The organism is Rathayibacter sp. AY2B9, assembly GCF_002931595.1.
GTDB lineage: Bacteria > Actinomycetota > Actinomycetes > Actinomycetales > Microbacteriaceae > Rathayibacter.
Genome location: NZ_PSUB01000007.1, coordinates 30,124 through 45,698 on the forward strand (window position 1 = coordinate 30,124; position 15,575 = coordinate 45,698).

Here is a 15,575-nt window from a genome sequence, read left to right on the forward strand (position 1 = left end):
CGGCTCTCAGCGCGTGCGGCTCCAGCGGGCGTAGACGGCCCCGGAATCGTCCGCGGCCAGGAGCGTCAGGGCGTAGGCGTCGTCGACGACGGCCGTGCCCGTCGCGACCGGGAGGCCCGGCAGGACGACGCGCGGCGAGGTGGTGAGGCACAGCTCGTCGACCCGGCCCGAGGCGAGGAACTGGCCCGAGAGCGAGGCGCCGCCCTCGCAGACGACGCGGTGCAGGCCGAGCCCGGCGAGAGCCTCCAGGAGCTCGTCGACGCCGATCCGCTCCGAGGAGGACGGGACCGGGACGACCTCGACGCCGGCGGGGAGCCCCTCCACCGCGCCGCGCGACTCCGGCACCAGCAGCAGGACCCGGTCGCCCTCCTGCAGCTCCAGGCGGTGCCCGGCGAGATCGCCCGAGGCGGAGACGACGGCGAGCGGGACCCGCCGGGGGACGCGGTAGCCCTCGGCGCGGACGCTCGCGGCTCCGACGAGGACGACGTCGGCCTGCTCGCGGACGACTCCGAGGATCGTGCGGTCGACGCGGTTGGTGAGCGTCTCGCTGGTTCCGTCGGAGCCGGTGCTGGAGCCGGTGACGCTCGCGATCATGTTCAGGCGCACGCGCACCGCCTCGTCGGGACGCCAGGCGTCCGCGACCGCCGCTCGCGCGCCCTCCTCGCCGATCACGATCGGCGGACCGGCGGGGACGAGCGGCCGGAGGATCATGCGGCCAGGTGCGCGCGGACCTGCCGCTTGGTGCGGCCGAGCAGCGCGGTCATGCCGCGCAGGCGCAGCGGCGAGACCGCCTCCGAGAGGCCGATGGTCTGCGGGAAGTCGTCGGGGACGGCGAGCACCTGCTCGGGGGTGAGCCCGGCCAGGCCCTGCGCCAGGATCGACGCGAAGCCGCGCGTCGTGGGCGCCTCGCGAGGAGCCGTGGCGTGCAGGTGCACGATCCCGCCCTCGACGTCGACGACGATGAAGACGGGCGCCTGGCACTCCTCCACGCGCTCGAAGAGGTCCGGGTGGTCGCGGTAGCGCTCGGGCAGGTCGGGGAGCTCGTTCGAGAACTCGAGCAGGAGCTGCAGGCGCTCCGGCTTCTCGAGGGCGAGGAACTCCTCGCGGATGTCGCGCAGAGCGTCGGGGAGCGTGGTGTCGGTCATCCGGTCCAGTGTCTCATCGGGGGAGGGGCGGCGGGCGGTCGCAGCGGAGGCCGGGGCCCGGATCCGGCCCGTCGACGGGCGGATCGGCGCTCCCGGCCTCCGTCGTGACGCGTCAGCGGGCCGCGGGGGCCTCGCCGGGCTCGGCGCCCTGCACGATCGGGACGCGGACGGCGCTGCCCCACTCGGTCCAGGAGCCGTCGTAGTTGCGGACGCCCTCGAAGCCGAGGAGGTGGGTCAGCACGAACCAGGTGTGGGCGGAGCGCTCGCCGATCCGGCAGTAGGCGATGACGGAGTCGCCGTCCTTCAGCCCCGCGCCCTCGCGGTAGATGCCGTTCAGCTCGTCGAGGGGGCGGAAGGTGCCGTCCTCGGCGGCGGCCCTGCCCCAGGGCACGTTCTGCGCGCTCGGGATGTGACCGGCGCGCAGGGCGCCCTCCTCCGGGTAGGCCGGCGCCGTGGTGCGCTGCCCGGTGAACTCCTCCGGGGAGCGGACGTCGATCAGCGGGTTGCCGAAGTGCGCGAGGACGTCGTCCTTGAAGGCGCGGATCTCGGCGTCGCTGCGCTCGACGACGGGGTACTCGGCGGGCTCCGGGGAGGAGGCGTCGGTGGTCGTCGGGCGGCCCTCCGCGAGCCACTTGTCGCGGCCGCCGTCGAGCAGACGGACGTCCTCGTGACCGAAGAGGGTGAAGACCCAGAGCGCGTAGGCGGCCCACCAGTTGTTCTTGTCGCCGTAGACGACGACGGTGGTGTCGCGGGCGATGCCCTTGCCGCCGACCAGCGCGGCGAACGCAGCGCCGTCGATGTAGTCGCGCTGCACCGGGTCGTTGAGGTCGGTGTGCCAGTCGATCTTGACGGAGCCGGGGATGTGGCCGGTCTCGTAGAGCAGGACGTCCTCGTCGGACTCGACGACGACGAGACCGGGAGTGCCGAGGCGCTGCTCGAGCCAGTCGGCGCTGACGAGCCGTTCGGGGTGCGCGTAGGAGGCGAACTTCGGCGACGGATCGGTTTCGACGGACAAGGAGGACCTCCAGGATGGTGCGCGGAGCGCGGGCGTGATTCCACGGCGGGCTACGCTGGAGCCCGCCCTTCAGCGACAGTACGCGTCCGCGGACGACGCCGCACGGAGGGCGCCGTAAGAGTTCGACACAGAACCGCGGCGGCTCCGTGCCCGGTGCGGCCGCCGCCACTGAGCGCACGGACCCCCGCCGTGCGCAGGATGCGAGACGCGAGTGAGCCCCGACGACGTCCGATCGACGAGCAGCCTGACCGCCCGCTCGCCCCAGATCAGCGGGCACGAGATCGCGTCGACGCTGGTGCCCCCGCGCCAGTTCGAGGGCGCCACCTTCGAGAGCTACCGTCCCGACCCGGAGTACCCCTCGCAGGCCGACGCGGTGGAGGCTCTCCGCGCGTTCGCCGCCGGCGGCGGATCCAAGGGAGGCGGAGGCGGCTTCCTGGGCTTCGGCCGGAAGAAGGCCCCCGCGGTCAAGCCGGGCGTGTACCTCGACGGCGGCTTCGGCGTCGGCAAGACCCACCTGCTCGCGGCGATCTGGCACGCGGTGCCGGGCCGCACCTACTTCGGGACGTTCATCGAGTACACCGCGCTCGTCGGCGCGCTCGGCTACGCGGCGACCGTCTCGCTCCTCAAGGGCTCGGCGCTGCTGTGCATCGACGAGTTCGAGCTGGACGACCCGGGCGACACGATGCTGATGACGCGGCTCCTCGGCGAGCTGGTCGCCTCCGGGACCCGCATCGCCGCGACCTCGAACACCCCGCCCAACGCGCTGGGCGAGGGGCGCTTCGCCGCAGCGGACTTCCTCCGCGAGATCCAGTCGATGGCCGCCCACTTCGAGACGATGCGGATCGACGGCACCGACTACCGGCGCCGCGACATCGAGGGCCACGCCGTGGTGCGCACCGACGAGGAGATCGACGCTCTCGTCGCGGCCGCCCCCGCCGGCTCCGTCGTCACCGACGACCCGTTCGCGGACGCCGTGCACCACCTGGGCACCGTGCACCCCTCCCGCTACATCAAGGTGATCGACGGCGTCGACACCATCGTGCTCCGGGGCGTCACCGCTCTGACCGACCAGACCGACGCCCTGCGCCTCGTGGCCTTCATCGACCGGGTCTACGACGCGCAGATCCCGGTCCTCGCCTCCGGGACGCCCCTCGACGAGGTCTTCGGCGGCGACATGCTGAGCGGCGGCTACCGCAAGAAGTACCTGCGCTCGATGTCGCGGCTCATCGCGCTCACCTCGATGGCGCCCCGCTCCTAGGGGCGGATCCGCTCTCCTCCCGGCGTTCCCGGGGTCGTCGTCGTGCCGTCCGCCAGCGCGCCGTAACGCGCTTTTTACACAAGGGCCTCGGCCGTAACCTCCGCGAAACGTGGTGCCTCACGGGACGAAACCTCGCGCCACCAGACTGTCGGCTACCCGAGGTGACCCGACACCCGCGTGTCTCCAGGCCGTGCTCCGACGCAGCGTCCTCGCTCCGGGCTTTTCTCTGCACACTCACGAGAGGTTCAACAATGGATCAAGGCAATACCGCGTTCCTGCTCATCGCAGCCGCGCTGGTCCTGCTCATGACCCCCGGGCTCGCCTTTTTCTACGGCGGCCTGGTGCGTGCGAAGAGCGTCATCAGCATGATGATGCTCAGCTTCGGAGCCATGGGCCTCATCGGGGTCCTCTGGGTCCTGTACGGCTACGCGATCGCGTTCGGCAACGGCCCGTCCGGCCCCGCAGGGACCGACACCTTCGTCGGCATCGACGGCGTCCTCGGCATCGACACCGCCCAGATCGGCCTGCAGGGCATCTACAACGACGCGCTCGGCGAGCAGACGTCGGCCTACCCGACGCTGGCCTTCGCCGCGTTCCAGGCGACGTTCGCGATCATCACCGTCGCGCTCATCTCCGGCGCCATCGCCGACCGCGCGAAGTTCGGGGCCTGGATGGTCTTCGCCGGCGTCTGGGCCACCGTCGTCTACTTCCCGGTCGCCTCGTGGGTCTTCAACTTCACCCTCGGCGACGACGCCACCGTCGTCGACGGCGGCTGGATCGCCTACGGCGTCGGCGCGATCGACTTCGCGGGCGGCACCGCCGTCCACATCAACGCCGGAGCGGCGGCCCTCGCTCTCGCCCTGGTGCTCGGCAAGCGCGTCAACTTCACCAAGGGCGCGCACCAGCCGCACAACCCGCCGTTCGTGCTCCTGGGCGCCGGACTGCTGTGGTTCGGCTGGTTCGGCTTCAACGCCGGCTCCGAGCTCGCCGCCGACGGCATCGCGGCCGTCGCCTTCCTGAACACCATCGCCGCTCCGGCCGCCGCGATCCTCGGCTGGCTCGTCGTCGAGAAGATCAAGGACGGCAAGCCCACCTCGATCGGCGCCGCCTCGGGCGCGGTCGCGGGCCTCGTCGCGATCACCCCGGCCTGCGCCAGCCTGTCGCCGTTCTGGGCGATCGTCCTGGGCGTCATCACCGGCGCCGTCTGCGCCCTGGCGATCGACCTGAAGTACCGCCTCGGCTACGACGACTCGCTCGACGTGGTCGGCGTGCACCTGGTCGGCGGCCTCATCGGAACGCTCTACATCGGCTTCTTCGGCACCGGCGTGGGCCTGTTCCTCACCGGCGACGCGAGCCAGCTCGGCAAGCAGGCCCTCGCGGCCTTCACCGTCCTCGCCTACTCCTTCGTCATGACGCTCCTCATCGGCTGGATCATCCAGAAGACGATGGGCTTCCGTGTGAAGAACGAGGACGAGATCGCCGGCATCGACACGGCCATCCACGGCGAGGCGGGCTACGTCCTGGCGGACTGACCCCCTCCTCCGCAGCACCCGACGGGGTGCCGGCTCTCCGGAGCCGGCACCCCGTCGGCGCGTCCGGGACGGGCGACCGCCGGGCGCGCCCCCGCGGGCGGGCGGCCGCGGATCCGGGCTAGGGTTCCGGGGTGCCCTCCTCGCGCTCGGTCGTGTCCCTGCTCCTCCGACTCCTCGGCCGCGCGGTCGCCCCGCGGCCGGACGCCGGGCCCCGCCCGCAGCGCCCGTACCTGAGCACGACGGCGCCGACCCCGGGCGCGAGCGGAGTGGGCCGCACCGTCGAGGTCGACCCGTCGCGGCTCCGCGGGGTCCGCCTGGGCTATGCGCCCACGCCCGACGGCGACCCGGACCCGGGCGAGGTCGTCTGGACCTGGGTCCCCTACGAGGAGGACGACGGCCGCGGCAAGGACCGCCCGGTGCTCGTGCTCGCGGTCGAGAAGTCGGGGACGGTTCTCGCCGTGCGGCTGAGCTCGAAGGAGCACTCCGACTACCTGGCCGTCGGCACCGGCGGCTGGGACCCGGACGGGCGCCCCAGCTGGGTCGACCCGGAGCGCGTGTTCCGCGTGCACCCCGCCGGGATGCGCCGCGAAGGAGCAGCTCTGGAGCGCGCTCGGTACGACGCCGTCGCCCGGGTGCTCTCGGCGCGGTACGGCTGGCACTGAGCGCTCGAAGGCGTTCAGCGGCCGCGCGAGGTCGCCGCTGAGCGGCTCGGGGGACATCCCTGCCCGTCGAACGAGCGCCGTGCTCCTCGGAGGAGGCGTCAGACCGGGTCGATCGGCACGAAGCCCGCGTACTTCGCGGCGCGGCCGTCCCCGGAGGACGTGCCGGTGAGCCTGCGCCGCACCCACGGCGCGACGTGCTGCCGGTAGTACTGCACGGTTCCGCCGCGCCAGAGTGCGGCCTCGGGAGCGTCGGGCAGCGCGGCGGGCGGCGTGAGCCCGAGCGCCCGCAGGACCCGGTCGGCCACCCGCCGGTGTCCCCGCGGGCCGAGGTGCAGGCGGTCCTCCGACCACAGCGCCGGATCGGCGAAAGCGGGGTCGTGCCAGTTGTCGGCGACGACCACGTCGGTCCGGTGGCTCGTCCGGCGCAGGACGGCGTCGGTCAGCGCGTCCCCGCGGCGACGGATGAGCGAGCCGAGCGGGAGCCGCGACGACGGGTCGGCGCCGGCCAGGGCGATCAGCACGACGCCCTGCTCGTCGCAGCGCTCGAGGACGCGGAGGTAGGCGTCGGCGATCCGCTCGATGTCGGCCCGCGGGCGCAGCATGTCGTTGCCGCCTCCGTTGAAGGAGAGGTGGGTCGGGCCCAGGGCGAGCGCGGGCTCGAGCTGCTCGGCGAGGATCGGCGCGATGAGCCGGCCCCGGATCGCGAGGTTCGCGTACTCGATCCGCTCGCCCGTGGCCGCCGCCCATCCCGCGGCCGTCAGATCGGCCCAGCCGCACGGGGTGCCGTCCGGCCGCTCGTCGCCGACGCCCTCGGTGAAGGAATCGCCGATCGCGACGTAGCGGACGGCCGTCATCGGCGGGTTCCGGAGGTGCGCATCGTGGCACTGTACCGCTCCGCGGCCGGGCTCAGGCGCGGCGCCTCAGCGGGGTGACCGGTGCCGAGCGGACGCTGCCGGGGCGGGGCGGCGTCGCGGCGCCCGGGGCGGCGGCGAGCAGCTCCACCTCGGGCCGGGTGCCGGGCCGGTGCTCGCGCTCGGGACGCGGGGCGGCCCGGAACCAGGCGGCCAGCGCGGAGGACCGGCGGTGCCTCCGGTGGTCGCGGTCCAGCTCGGCGGTGCCCCGGTAGCCGGAGCCCCGGGCGATGCGGTCGAGGCCGCCGAGAGCGACGGGGGTGCTCGCCATCAGGACGGCGGCCAGCTCGAGTCGGCGGAGGGCGAGGTGCTCGTCGAGGCCGAGCCCGTAGCAGCGGCGGAACCGCAGCCGCAGCAGCAGGGCGGGCATCCGCAGCTCGGCGGCGAGGTGGTGGACGGTGAAGCGCCGATCGAGGTAGCGCTCGTTGACGAGGGCGGCCGCCGCGATGGCGACGACGTCGAGCGGCCGGCGGGAGGCGGCGAGGCGGGGGGCGGGGGTTCGGGGGTCCAGGGCAGGCATGCACAGGAGACGCGCGAGGTCCCTGTTCGTGACGCGGAGGCGCGGAATGCGTCCGGGGTGGCGCAGTGATCGGTGTCGGACCGGCGCGACCGGCAGGGGCTGTGCCATCGTCGGGAGGGGGCGGAGTCCCCGCCGATCCGGAACCGACACCCAGGAGACGACCGCATGGCGCACGCCGCGCTGATCATCCACAGCGCACGGAAGGTCGACGCGGCCGGGACGGTGGAGGACCACTGGCTCCTCGCGCGGGACGGCGCGATCACGGCGACCGGCACCGGCACCGGCTGGCAGGCGCAGGCGGAGGGGGCGGAGCTGCACGACGCGCGGGGCCTCACCGCTGTCCCGGGCTTCCTCGACCTCCACGTGCACGGAGGGGGCGGTCACCGCTTCGACGGAGGAGCGGAGGCGATCCGCGCGGGCCTCGCGCTGCACCGCTCCCGCGGCACCACGCGCTCGCTGGTCAGCCTGGTCTCGGCGCGGCTGGAGCAGCTGGAGGCCTCTCTGGACGCAGTCTCGGCTCTCGCGGCCGCCGACCCGCTCGTGCTCGGCGCGCACCTGGAGGGCCCGTTCCTCGCGCCCTCGCGCAGGGGAGCGCACGACCCCGCGGCTCTCGTGCACCCCTCCTCCGGCGCGGTCGGCCGGCTGCTGGACGCCGCCCGCGGACGCCTCGCGCAGATCACGCTCGCGCCCGAGCTGCCGGGAGCCCTCGCCGCGGTGGAGCGGCTCGCCGGCGCCGGCACGGTGGTCGCGGTGGGCCACACCGAGGCGGACGCCGACCAGGCGCGGGCCGCGTTCGACCGCGGAGCCCGGCTGATCACGCACGCGTTCAACGCCATGCCCGGGATCGGCCACCGCTCCCCGGGCCCGATCCCGGTGGCACTGGGAGACGAGCGGGTCGCGCTCGAGCTGATCCTCGACGGCCGGCACGTGGACGTCGAGGTGGTGCGGCTCGCGTTCGCGGCGGCTCCCGGGCGGATCGCGCTCGTCACCGACGCGATGGCGGCGGCCGGGGCGGGCGACGGAGCGCACCGCCTCGGCCCGCTCGACGTCGAGGTGCTCGGCGGAGTCGCCCGGCTCGCGGGCACCGCTGTGCTCGCCGGATCCACGCTCACGCAGGACGAGACCCTGCGGCGCGCCGTCGGGCCCGGCCGGCTCGGGCTGGAGGCGTCCGTCGCCGCCCTCACCGCCGTTCCCGCCCGCGTGCTCGGCCGTGGCGACCTCGGCCTGCTGGCGCCCGGGTACCGCGCCGACGTCGTCCTGCTCGACGCGTCGCTCCGCGTGCAGCGGGTCTGGGCCGAGGGGCGCCCGTTCCCCGACTCCGCGGCCGGCGCGTCGCGACCCCGGGTCAGGGCGTCGGCGTGACGGTCCAGGTCCCCTCGGTCTGGACGGCCATGACGCCGGGGAGGTCGGCCTCGAACACCTCGGAGAAGGCGACGGAGTCGCCGAACAGCTGCGGCTGATCGGAGGTCGTGAACACGCGGCCGGAGAACGAGTCGTCCGGACCCGCGGGCGTGTAGTCGACCGTCACGCGCGGGACGTCGTCGGAGAAGAACAGGACGGCCGGGCCGGTGCCGGACTGCGCACCGCTCACCGTCGCGAGGTCGTTCCAGCTCTGCAGGCCGAGCGTCCACGGCCCGTCGGCTCTGACGATCACCTGCTGCTCGACGGGGTCGTCGCGGAAGATCCCGGTCAGGAACGACCCCGTCATCGGGGCGGCGGCCTCGCCGAAGGGCGTCATCCGGCCCGCGGCGGTGACGATCGCCGTGCCGGTGCAGGCCGAGCAGTCCAGGCTCAGGACGACCGCGAACTCGCCCTGCCGCTGGAACGACACGTCGGCCGGGCCGGTGCCCGAGACGGTGGCGGGGACTCCCTCGCCGACCGGCCCGGCGTCGACGACGGTTCCGACCGGCTCGGCGGTCGCCGGAGCGGAGGGGGTCGGGCTCGGAGTGATCAGGTCGGTGATGGCGGGTCTCGGCGTCCGCGAGGCGGGCGCGGACGCCGTGGCGCCCGCCTCGGCCCCGCCGCCGGCGGTGCACCCGCCCAGCAGCAGGAGCCCCGCCGCTGCCGTCGTCGCCACTGCCGCCGTCGTCCCCCGAGCCCTCATGCGTCCAGACTGCCAGGGCTGGTCCGGATCGTCGTCCCCGGAGGGAGTCAGAGGAGCAGGGCGCCGAGGCCCGCGGCGGCGAGGACGACGATCCACGGGGGCACGGTCCAGCGCGTCAGCGCCACGAAGGCGCCGATCGCGAGCGCCAGAGCGCCGGTCGAGCCGATGCCCTCGGTCAGCACCGGGTCGTAGAGGGCGCCGCCGAGCAGTCCCACCACGCCGGCGTTCACGCCGGCCAGCGCCCTCTGCGCGACCGGCAGGTGCCGCAGCCGCTGCCAGAACGGGAGCACGCCGACCACGAGCAGAGCGCCCGGCAGGAAGATCGCGACCAGCGCGATCGCCGCCCCCGCGACACCGTCCGGCGTCCCCGCGCCCACCGCGCCGAGGAACGCGGAGAAGGTGAAGAGCGGGCCGGGCACCGCCTGCGCCGCCCCGTATCCGGCCAGGAACTCGCTCTGCCCGACCGTGCCGGCGCCGACCGTCTGCGCTTCCAGCAGAGGCAGCACGACGTGGCCGCCCCCGAACACCAGAGCGCCCGCGCGGTAGAAGACGGAGGCGAGACCCGCCGCTCCCTCGCCGGTGAGAGCGGCGAGCAGGGGGAGGCCGGCCAGGAGGAGCCCCCAGAGGGCGAGGGCCGAGACCGCGAGCGCCGTCGGGATCCGGACCGCGAAGCCCGGGCCCTCGTCCGGAGCCGCCTCCTCGCCGCGCAGCCACAGGACGCCGGCCAGGCCCGCCGCCGCGATCACCGCCACCTGCAGCGCGGGCTCCGGGGCGAGGAGCGCAGCGACGGCCGCCGCGCCGGCGATCGTCGCGCGGCGGCGGTCCTGTGCGAGCGAGCGCGCCATCCCGAGCACGGCCTGCGCGACGACCGCGGCCGCCGCCGCCTGGAGGCCCAGGAGCCAGCCGGCGGAGGCGACATCGCCCGCACCGGCGACGAGCCCGGCGACGAGGACCAGGGCGATCGCCGAGGGGAGCGTGAATCCGCACCACGCGGCGACCAGTCCGGCGAGTCCCGCGCGCTGCAGGCCGACCGCCATCCCGACCTGGCTGGACGCGGGTCCGGGGAGGAACTGGCACAGCGCGACGAGGTCGGCGTACGCGCGATCGGTCAGCCAGCCGCGGCGCACCACGAACTCCTCGCGGAAGTAGCCGAGGTGCGCGATCGGCCCGCCGAACGAGGTCAGCCCGAGGCGGAGGAACACGAGGAGCACGGGGAGGGCGCCGCCCCGCTGCAGCCGACCCGTCTCCGACACGGGGGCATCCTGCCAGACGGCGGTGTCCAGCACGCGTCGTGTCACCGGAAAAGGGACGATAAGCGGCCGGATAAGCGATTCCTGGCGAGTCCTCTTCCCGTTGATAAAGCGGTGGGTAGAAATACTGAACCCCTTCTCATCTCCTCTGTTAGCCTGATCCGGCTTCCCTTTCCTTCTCGAGGAGAAGGTGATCCGCATCAGCAGCGCGAGCACTGCCGCTCGTTCACTGAACGCCTTCTCCTCCTCTTTCGATCGGTGTACCAGTAACGGTGACGATCGGAAAGGCTCTCTCTTCCGTGACTCCTCAGGACACTGCCGTCGGCGACTCCGCCGACTCCTCCCGCACCGGCTCCCGATCGGGCGGCAAGGCCCTCTCCGCTCTCTCCCGCCGCACGATCCTCGCCGGATCCGTCGCGGGCGCGGGCGCGATCGCCTTCGCGACGCCGGCCCTCGCGGCCGGCGACCTCACCGCGGTGCCCCGACTGCCCGGCGAGGTCTCGCGCCTGTCCACCGCCACGTCGAAGACGGGCGGGAAGCGCTACGAGATCATCGACGTCGTCGTCGCGGGGGACCGGGCGCGCCTGTTCGTGCCGCACGCGACGCCTCCGTCGCAGACCAGGGGCGCATCGATGCTCTGGTACTACCACGCCCGCAACGGCACCCACACGGCGCTCTCGAGCGCCTTCGCCTACTCCGCCGACCTCGCCGTGGACCGCGGCATCGTCAGCATCTGCCCGACCTACGGCGGCAGCATCTGGTCGAGCCCGCGGGCGATCGAGATCCAGGCCGCGGTCGCCGCCTGGGCCTCGTCGGTGTGGCGGATCGACGCGAGCCTCCTGCGCTCCGACTCCGGAGGCGGGCCGCTCCTGGCCTGGGCCTACGGGAAGCGGATGGTGCCGAACATCCGGGGCGCGTACCTCTGCAGCAGCTCCTACGACATGGAGGAGCGCGCGGCGAGCGAGCCGGACAAGATCGGCCCCGAGTACGCGGATGCGGCGGCGATCGCCGCCACCAACCCGGCGCGGCTGCCCGCGTCGGTGTGGCGCGGCGCCCGGCTGAGGATCACCGGATCTCCCGACGACGTCACGGTGCCGCTCGCCCTGCACGGCGCCGCCCTGCACGCCGCGGCCCTACCCCTGGCGAAGGAGGCGACGCTGCGCACCCACCCGGGGGAGGGCACCGACGGCCACAAGGTCCCGAGCTTCACGAACAAGGAGATGATCGACACCTTCCAGCGCTGGATCGCCGAGGGCCCCGTGCCGCAGACGGAGCCCGAGCCCGAGACGCCGCCCGTGTCCACGCTGCCCGGCGCGGGCACCTACGAGAACGGCGCCGCGCAGATCGTCACCACCGGCACCTGGACGACGCTGAAGGCCACCGCGGACAGCGGCGGGAGCATCGCCTACTCGACCAGCTCCGGCGCCTCCGCGACGCTCGCCTTCACCGGCACGAGCATCGCCTGGATCAGCCGACTCACGTCGTCCTCCGGGATCAACGACGTCGAGCTCGACGGTGTGAAGGTCGCCTCCGTCGACCGCTACAGCGTGTCCACCCGCTCGAAGCAGACGGTGTGGAGCAGCGGACAGCTCGCCGCCGGGCCGCACACGCTGACGATCCGCCGGGGGAGCGGCCGCAATCCGGCCTCGACCGGGACCAACCTGCTGCTCGACTCCTTCGTGGTCGGCGACGCGACGCCTCCGCCGGCGACGACGCTGCCCGGAGCGGGCACCTACGAGAACGGCGCCGCCCCGATCGTCACGACCGGCACCTGGTCGACGCTGAAGGCGAGCACGGACAGCGGCGGCAGCATCGCCTACTCGACCACCGCGGGCGCCTCCGCCACCCTCGCCTTCACGGGTACCAGCGTGAGCTGGATCAGCCGCCTCACCGGCTCGTCCGGCATCAACGAGGTCGAGCTCGACGGAGTCAAGGTCGCGTCCGTCGACCGCTACAGCGCCGCGACGCGGTCGAAGCAGACGGTCTGGAGCAGCGGACAGCTCGCGGCCGGGCCGCACACGGTGACCATCCGCCGCGGGAGCGGGCGCAACCCGGCCTCGAGCGGCACCAACCTGATCCTCGACGCGTTCGTGGTCGGCGACGCCGCTCCGGTCCCCACGGTCACCGTGCCCACGCCGATCGCGGAGTGGTCCTTCGCCGAGAGCGCCGCCCCCTTCGCCTCGGCCGTCGCGGGCGCTCCGGCGCTCCGGCAGGGTGCGGGCTCCTCCGCCCGCGCCGTCGCCACGCCGTTCGGCACCGGAGTCGCCCTCAACGGGACGACGGACCACCTGGTCGTCCCCAAGGGCGAGGTCGGCCCGCTCAACCTGGGCGCCTCGACCGGCCAGGTGACGATCGCGGTGTGGGTGCTCAACTCCGACGCGGACGGCGCCTGCATCGCGGGCGTCTGGGAGGAGTCGACGGTCGGGCCGCTGCGCTCCTACGCGCTGTTCAACAACCTCCCCGAGTACGGCGGCTGGGAGCGAGTGTGCATGCACGTCTCGAAGCTCGGCGGGCCGACGCCCGGCTACCCGTACTCGCGCGACTACTCGGTGGAGCCCCGCCGGATCACGCGCGGCGTGTGGCAGCTGCACGTCGGGACGTACGACGGCGCAGTCGCGGTCTCGTACCTCGACGGCGCCGCCACCGCGTACCCGGTGTACACCGACAAGCTCGGCGCGACCTACGCCAAGAACCCCTACGTCTACCCCGACGGCCTCAACGCGGCTCCGGGCGACTTCGTGGTCGGAGCGGTCGGCCGGGACGGCACGATGATCAACCGCTTCGCCGGCTCCCTCGCCCGACTGCGGGTGTGGGACCGGGCGCTGACCGCGGAGCAGGTGAAGCAGCTCTACTCGGCCGAGAAGGGCGCTCTAGGCTGACGACCCGAGGGCGGTGACACGAGTCCGAGAAGCGGATGATCCGCTTCTCGGACAAGGCCGTGTGAGCATTAGCCGGTGTCCCTCTTTCGAGGATGATTTCATCGGCTGAATTCGGATCTGCGGGCGGCCGCTTCACGGCTGCTCCGCCGTTCTCCGCCGCCTGGATCCGCTGCGCGGGATTCCGTACTCAGGCGGACGTGCGCTCCCGGAGGGCCGTACGGCGGGGGATCATCGCCCGGCGGCCGCGCAGCCCTGTCCCGGATCTCGGAGTGCGGCCCCGCGCCAGATGCGCACCGGCGCGACCACCTCCCAGCCGAGGGTGAGGTAGAGGGCGCGGCCGTCCGTGCTGGCGACGAGGAGACCGCTCCGTGCACCCTCGGACCGGGCCCAGGCGGTGAGGGCGTCGACGACCCGCCGTCCCAGCCCGCGTCGGCGGAACCGCGCATCGGTCTCGATCCGGTCCAGGACCGCGACCGTCCCGTGCACGGCGGCGGTGCCCTGAGCGGCGACGACTCCGTCGACCAGCAGCCGGACGCTCGCCACTCCGTCGGCGGCCTCGAGCACGGCTCCCTCGAGCAGGGCTCCCTCGGCGGTGCGGCCCGGGCCGAGGAGCGCCGCCATCAGGCTCTCGTCGCCCGACACGAGCTCCAGCCCGGCGGCGGGCGAAAGGCGGGCTTCGTCGCCCAGGCCGATGACCGTCAGCCATTCCCGGGGCCCGGCCGTCCGCTCGGCGCCCGCCTGCAGCGCGGAGGGCGACGGATCGACCAGGATCCGCTCCCGCGTTCGCGACTCCGCTCCGACCTCGACCAGCCAGGCCCCGTCCTCGCGGACGCGCTGCACGCCGCGTGCACGGCACCAGCCCTCGATCCAGTCGTCCACCCGCTCCGTCGTCGTGATCACGCCCCGAGAGTAGCCGCGACCGGACGGACGCGGTCGTGGAATGGGGCTCTCCTGGCGGCGGCCGTCGATCCACGCCAGGGCCCCCCTCGCGGCGGATCGCACCCCGCGCACCGCGATCCGCCGGGACCTCCCGTTGTCAACCTCAGTGCCACGGCGCCGTCCCCGGCCCTACCGTCGGCGCGAGACATCCGCTGCACCGCCGGGACCCTGACGGCGTGCCGAGAGTGAGGGGCCGATCCGATGCCCAGGCAGGACGGCGACCCGCGGAGCACCACCCGAGTGCTGCGCGAGCTGGTCGCCGCGTTCGAGGATCCGGGGGCCGTGCACCCGGCGCTCGCCCGGCAGGTGCGGAGCGCCGCCCGCGAGCTGCTCGGCGCGTCGGAGCGGGAACCGCTGCGCCTGCGCGTGCGGATGCCGACCCTGATGGTCCCGCGCTCGGTCGTGGACGAGGTGCCCGATCCACCCCCGGTGCCGCCCGCCGCGCTCTGACCCGACGGCGCTCGTACACTCGGACGATGCGACACGGCATCGTCATCCTCCCGCAGGACCCGTGGGCCGAGGCCCGCCGGAAGTGGCAGTCGGCCGAGGGCCTGGGCTTCGACCACGCGTGGACCTACGACCACCTCTCCTGGCGCTCCCTCGCCGACCAGCCGTGGCACGCGACCGTCCCCACCCTCACCGCTGCTGCGATGGTGACCGCGACGCTCCGCCTGGGCACGTTCGTGGCCTCCCCGAACTTCCGCCACCCGGTGCCGTTCGCGAAGGAGATCGCGACGCTGGACGAGATCTCGGGCGGTCGGACGATCCTCGGGGTCGGCTCGGGCGGCACGGGCTTCGACGCGCGCGTGCTCGGGCAGCCCGACTACTCGCCCCGGCAGCGGCACGAGCGCTTCACCGAGTTCGTCACGGCCCTCGACGCGCTGCTGCGCTTCGAGGAGCCCGGCTCGAGCGGCGTGGACCTCGAGGGGGAGTGGTTCACCGCCCGCTCGGCGCGGATGGTGGGCGAGCCCGTGCAGAGCCCCCGCGTCCCGTTCGTCCTCGCCGCGAACGGGCCGAAGGGCCTCGCGCTCGTCGCCGAGCGCGGGCAGGGCTGGGTCACCACCGGCCCGGAGGGAGTGTCGAGCGAGGAGTGGTGGCGGGCGGTCGCGTCCCTCTCCCGGCGGCTCGACGCGGCGCTCGAGGCGGCCGGGCGCGACCCGCGCACCGTCGAGCGCCACCTCTCGCTCGACTCCGGGAGCGACTACTCCCTCGAGAGCGTCGCCCGGTTCGAGGACATGGCCGGCCGGGCGGAGGAGCTCGGCTTCACGGACGTGATCGCGCACTGGCCGCGGCGCGACGGCGTCTACGCGGGCGACGACGAGGTCCTCTACGAGGTCGCCTCGCGATTCTGACAGGGCCT

General features: G+C 74.0%; 15 protein-coding genes. 7 read left to right on the forward strand and 8 right to left on the reverse strand.

Translation table 11 applies throughout. The features are described from left to right. Positions 1 to 6: 6 nt before the first annotated feature. The 3 genes from C5C25_RS08345 to C5C25_RS08355 form a co-directional block, all read right to left on the reverse strand. A complete protein-coding gene (locus C5C25_RS08345; RefSeq protein WP_104250322.1) occupies positions 7 to 711 on the reverse strand; it encodes a dihydrofolate reductase family protein in 705 nt (234 codons plus the stop codon). Then, positions 708 to 1,145: a SufE family protein gene (locus tag C5C25_RS08350; RefSeq protein ID WP_104222086.1), complete on the reverse strand. Its 438-nt coding sequence runs from the start codon at positions 1,143 to 1,145 to the stop codon at positions 708 to 710. The genes C5C25_RS08345 and C5C25_RS08350 overlap by 4 nt, the downstream gene beginning before the upstream one ends. A 112-nt stretch (positions 1,146 to 1,257) precedes the next feature. After that, positions 1,258 to 2,160, reverse strand: coding sequence for a sulfurtransferase (locus tag C5C25_RS08355; protein WP_104232576.1), 903 nt, complete (start codon positions 2,158 to 2,160; stop codon positions 1,258 to 1,260). 211 nt (positions 2,161 to 2,371) lie between these two features. Here C5C25_RS08355 and zapE point away from each other — a divergent pair, with 211 nt between their 5' ends. The 3 genes from zapE to C5C25_RS08370 all read left to right on the forward strand — a co-directional run bounded on the left by zapE (position 2,372) and on the right by C5C25_RS08370 (position 5,612). Then, positions 2,372 to 3,418, forward strand: coding sequence for a cell division protein ZapE (zapE, locus tag C5C25_RS08360; protein WP_104222082.1), 1,047 nt, complete (start codon positions 2,372 to 2,374; stop codon positions 3,416 to 3,418). A 251-nt stretch (positions 3,419 to 3,669) separates the two neighbouring features. Beyond that, positions 3,670 to 4,950, forward strand: coding sequence for an ammonium transporter (locus C5C25_RS08365; protein WP_104222080.1), 1,281 nt, complete (start codon positions 3,670 to 3,672; stop codon positions 4,948 to 4,950). Positions 4,951 to 5,081: 131 nt separating this feature from the next. After that, positions 5,082 to 5,612 carry a type II toxin-antitoxin system PemK/MazF family toxin gene (locus tag C5C25_RS08370; protein ID WP_167299028.1) on the forward strand — a complete coding sequence of 177 codons (531 nt, stop codon included), beginning with the start codon at positions 5,082 to 5,084 and terminating at the stop codon, positions 5,610 to 5,612. Between the two features lie 98 nt (positions 5,613 to 5,710). On the opposite strand, the gene C5C25_RS08375 is transcribed toward C5C25_RS08370, so the two are convergent. Beyond that, positions 5,711 to 6,466: an SGNH/GDSL hydrolase family protein gene (locus C5C25_RS08375; RefSeq protein WP_104250323.1), complete on the reverse strand. Its 756-nt coding sequence runs from the start codon at positions 6,464 to 6,466 to the stop codon at positions 5,711 to 5,713. A 52-nt stretch (positions 6,467 to 6,518) separates the two neighbouring features. Then, positions 6,519 to 7,043, reverse strand: a complete 525-nt coding sequence (locus C5C25_RS08380; protein ID WP_104250324.1) for a hypothetical protein — start codon at positions 7,041 to 7,043, stop codon at positions 6,519 to 6,521. A 165-nt stretch (positions 7,044 to 7,208) separates the two neighbouring features. On the opposite strand from C5C25_RS08380, the gene C5C25_RS08385 reads away from it, so the two are divergent. Next, positions 7,209 to 8,405: an N-acetylglucosamine-6-phosphate deacetylase gene (locus tag C5C25_RS08385; protein ID WP_104250325.1), complete on the forward strand. Its 1,197-nt coding sequence runs from the start codon at positions 7,209 to 7,211 to the stop codon at positions 8,403 to 8,405. Here the strand turns inward: C5C25_RS08385 and C5C25_RS08390 are convergent. After that, positions 8,389 to 9,147, reverse strand: a complete 759-nt coding sequence (locus C5C25_RS08390; RefSeq protein ID WP_146076890.1) for a hypothetical protein — start codon at positions 9,145 to 9,147, stop codon at positions 8,389 to 8,391. The two genes, C5C25_RS08385 and C5C25_RS08390, sit on opposite strands and share 17 nt — an antisense overlap. A gap of 47 nt (positions 9,148 to 9,194) precedes the next feature. Beyond that, the gene (chrA, locus tag C5C25_RS08395) at positions 9,195 to 10,400 is read right to left on the reverse strand and encodes a chromate efflux transporter (protein WP_258069373.1); all 1,206 of its coding nucleotides are present in this window, start codon (positions 10,398 to 10,400) and stop codon (positions 9,195 to 9,197) included. A gap of 296 nt (positions 10,401 to 10,696) precedes the next feature. Between chrA and C5C25_RS08400 the strand changes: the two genes are divergently transcribed. Then, the gene (locus tag C5C25_RS08400) at positions 10,697 to 13,276 is read left to right on the forward strand and encodes a LamG-like jellyroll fold domain-containing protein (protein ID WP_104250326.1); all 2,580 of its coding nucleotides are present in this window, start codon (positions 10,697 to 10,699) and stop codon (positions 13,274 to 13,276) included. A 228-nt stretch (positions 13,277 to 13,504) separates the two neighbouring features. On the opposite strand, the gene C5C25_RS16665 is transcribed toward C5C25_RS08400, so the two are convergent. Then, positions 13,505 to 14,176, reverse strand: a complete 672-nt coding sequence (locus C5C25_RS16665) for a GNAT family N-acetyltransferase (RefSeq protein WP_219814396.1) — start codon at positions 14,174 to 14,176, stop codon at positions 13,505 to 13,507. Between the two features lie 240 nt (positions 14,177 to 14,416). Here C5C25_RS16665 and C5C25_RS08410 point away from each other — a divergent pair, with 240 nt between their 5' ends. Next, on the forward strand, positions 14,417 to 14,665 hold the full coding sequence (locus C5C25_RS08410; RefSeq protein WP_146078454.1) for a hypothetical protein: 249 nt from the start codon (positions 14,417 to 14,419) through the stop codon (positions 14,663 to 14,665). Positions 14,666 to 14,691: 26 nt separating this feature from the next. After that, positions 14,692 to 15,567: an LLM class flavin-dependent oxidoreductase gene (locus C5C25_RS08415; RefSeq protein WP_104250327.1), complete on the forward strand. Its 876-nt coding sequence runs from the start codon at positions 14,692 to 14,694 to the stop codon at positions 15,565 to 15,567. The last annotated feature ends 8 nt before the right edge of the window (positions 15,568 to 15,575 follow it).

What these genes read in the sequence shown, in the direction of transcription:
- C5C25_RS08345 (WP_104250322.1), bottom strand. Translation starts at nt 711, where the DNA reads ATGATCCTCCGGCCGCTCGTCCCCGCCGGTCCGCCGATCGTGATCGGC.
- C5C25_RS08350 (WP_104222086.1), bottom strand. Translation starts at nt 1,145, where the DNA reads ATGACCGACACCACGCTCCCCGACGCTCTGCGCGACATCCGCGAGGAG.
- C5C25_RS08365 (WP_104222080.1), top strand. Translation starts at nt 3,670, where the DNA reads ATGGATCAAGGCAATACCGCGTTCCTGCTCATCGCAGCCGCGCTGGTC.
- C5C25_RS08375 (WP_104250323.1), bottom strand. Translation starts at nt 6,466, where the DNA reads ATGACGGCCGTCCGCTACGTCGCGATCGGCGATTCCTTCACCGAGGGC.
- C5C25_RS08380 (WP_104250324.1), bottom strand. Translation starts at nt 7,043, where the DNA reads ATGCCTGCCCTGGACCCCCGAACCCCCGCCCCCCGCCTCGCCGCCTCC.
- C5C25_RS08385 (WP_104250325.1), top strand. Translation starts at nt 7,209, where the DNA reads ATGGCGCACGCCGCGCTGATCATCCACAGCGCACGGAAGGTCGACGCG.
- C5C25_RS08390 (WP_146076890.1), bottom strand. Translation starts at nt 9,147, where the DNA reads ATGAGGGCTCGGGGGACGACGGCGGCAGTGGCGACGACGGCAGCGGCG.
- C5C25_RS08410 (WP_146078454.1), top strand. Translation starts at nt 14,417, where the DNA reads ATGCCCAGGCAGGACGGCGACCCGCGGAGCACCACCCGAGTGCTGCGC.
- C5C25_RS08415 (WP_104250327.1), top strand. Translation starts at nt 14,692, where the DNA reads ATGCGACACGGCATCGTCATCCTCCCGCAGGACCCGTGGGCCGAGGCC.